We start from the raw sequence: 1,389 nt of genomic DNA on the forward strand, positions 1-1,389 counted from the left end.
AAAACCGCTTCCCCTCCCACCCCCCGTCGGCAAGAGGTGCCCAACCCCCGTCGAACCCATGTCCGTTCCGCACCCTCCCCTCACACGTCCGTTGAACCGGTGTCCGTATTGGTTACCGATTCCGGAGTTCCTGTGCCCGCTCCCGCCCTGCCCTCCCCGCCGCCCGACCTGTTGGCCGCGCGGGTTCGGGACCCGTACCCCTACTTCGCTTGGCTGCGCCGGCATGCACCCGCCCGGGCGGAGCGCCGGGCCGGGCGTCCCACCGTGTGGCAGATCTCCCGCTACGAGGACGTCCGGGCGCTGCTCACCGACGAGCGGCTGAGCAAGGACCCGGGTCGGGTGCCCGGCTACGTTGCGGGGCCGGCCGGGCTGAACCGGCATCTGGTCCACGCCGATCCGCCGGATCACACGCGGCTGCGGACCCTGGTGAACACCGCCTTCGTGCCCCGCCGCATCGCCCAGCTGGAACCTTTCATCGCGGACACCGCACACCTGCTGCTGGACCGGATCGAAGGCCACGCGCACCTGGACGTGATCGGGGACTTCGCCGCGCCCCTGACCTTCCGGATGATCTGCGCGATCCTCGGCGTCCCCGAGGAACTGGACAACGCGGAGACCCGCGACACCCTCATGGCCACCATCGCGCCCGCTCCGGGTCTCGATCCGGCCCGGGTGGAGAACGACCTGCACGCCCTGCTCGACCGGCTCGTCACCACGAAACGCACGGGGGGCGAGCAGAACGGAGCGGACCTGCTGGGCGCTCTCGTACGGGCCAGCGACGAGAGCGGCGCGATGAGCGAGGAGGAGCTGCGGTCCACCGCGTACCTCCTGCTGCTGGTCGGACACGACACCACCATGAACCTCATCGGAAACGGCACCCTCACCCTGCTCCGCAACCCCGGCGAGGCGGCCCGGCTCACCTCACCGGACCTCGTCACCTCACCGGACCTCGTCACCTCACCGGACCTCGTCACCACTGCCGTCGAGGAGCTCCTGCGCTACGACTCCCCGGTGCGTGACGCGACCTTCCGCTGCGCGGCAGAATCGATCCCTCTCCACGGGCAGGTGATCGGCGCGGGGGACATCGTCAGCCTCCTGATCGGTTCGGCGAACCGGGACGGCGACCGTTTCCCCGAGCCGGACCGGCTCGATCTCGGGCGGACGCCCAATGACCACCTCGCCTTCGGCTACGGGCCCCACTTCTGCATCGGCGCCGCCCTGGCCCGCCTCGAAGGCACCGTCGCGCTCCCCCTCCTGTTCCGGCGCCTGGGCAGCGTCGCGCTGGCCAAGCCCGCCGACGAGCTGCCCTGGCGGCCGGCCCGCGTCATGCGCGGACTGGCCGCGCTGCCCGTCGTACGGACCTGACCACCCCACCCACCCCACCCACCC

1 protein-coding gene is annotated in these 1,389 nt (G+C 71.4%); it reads left to right on the forward strand.

All coding sequences use genetic code 11. The annotated features are described in order from the left end of the window. Positions 1-132: 132 nt before the first annotated feature. Positions 133-1,365, forward strand: coding sequence for a cytochrome P450 family protein (locus AC061S_RS44395; protein ID WP_478691568.1), 1,233 nt, complete (start codon positions 133-135; stop codon positions 1,363-1,365). The last annotated feature ends 24 nt before the right edge of the window (positions 1,366-1,389 follow it).

The sequence above is a fragment of the Streptomyces sp. CA189 genome (genome assembly GCF_056428985.1).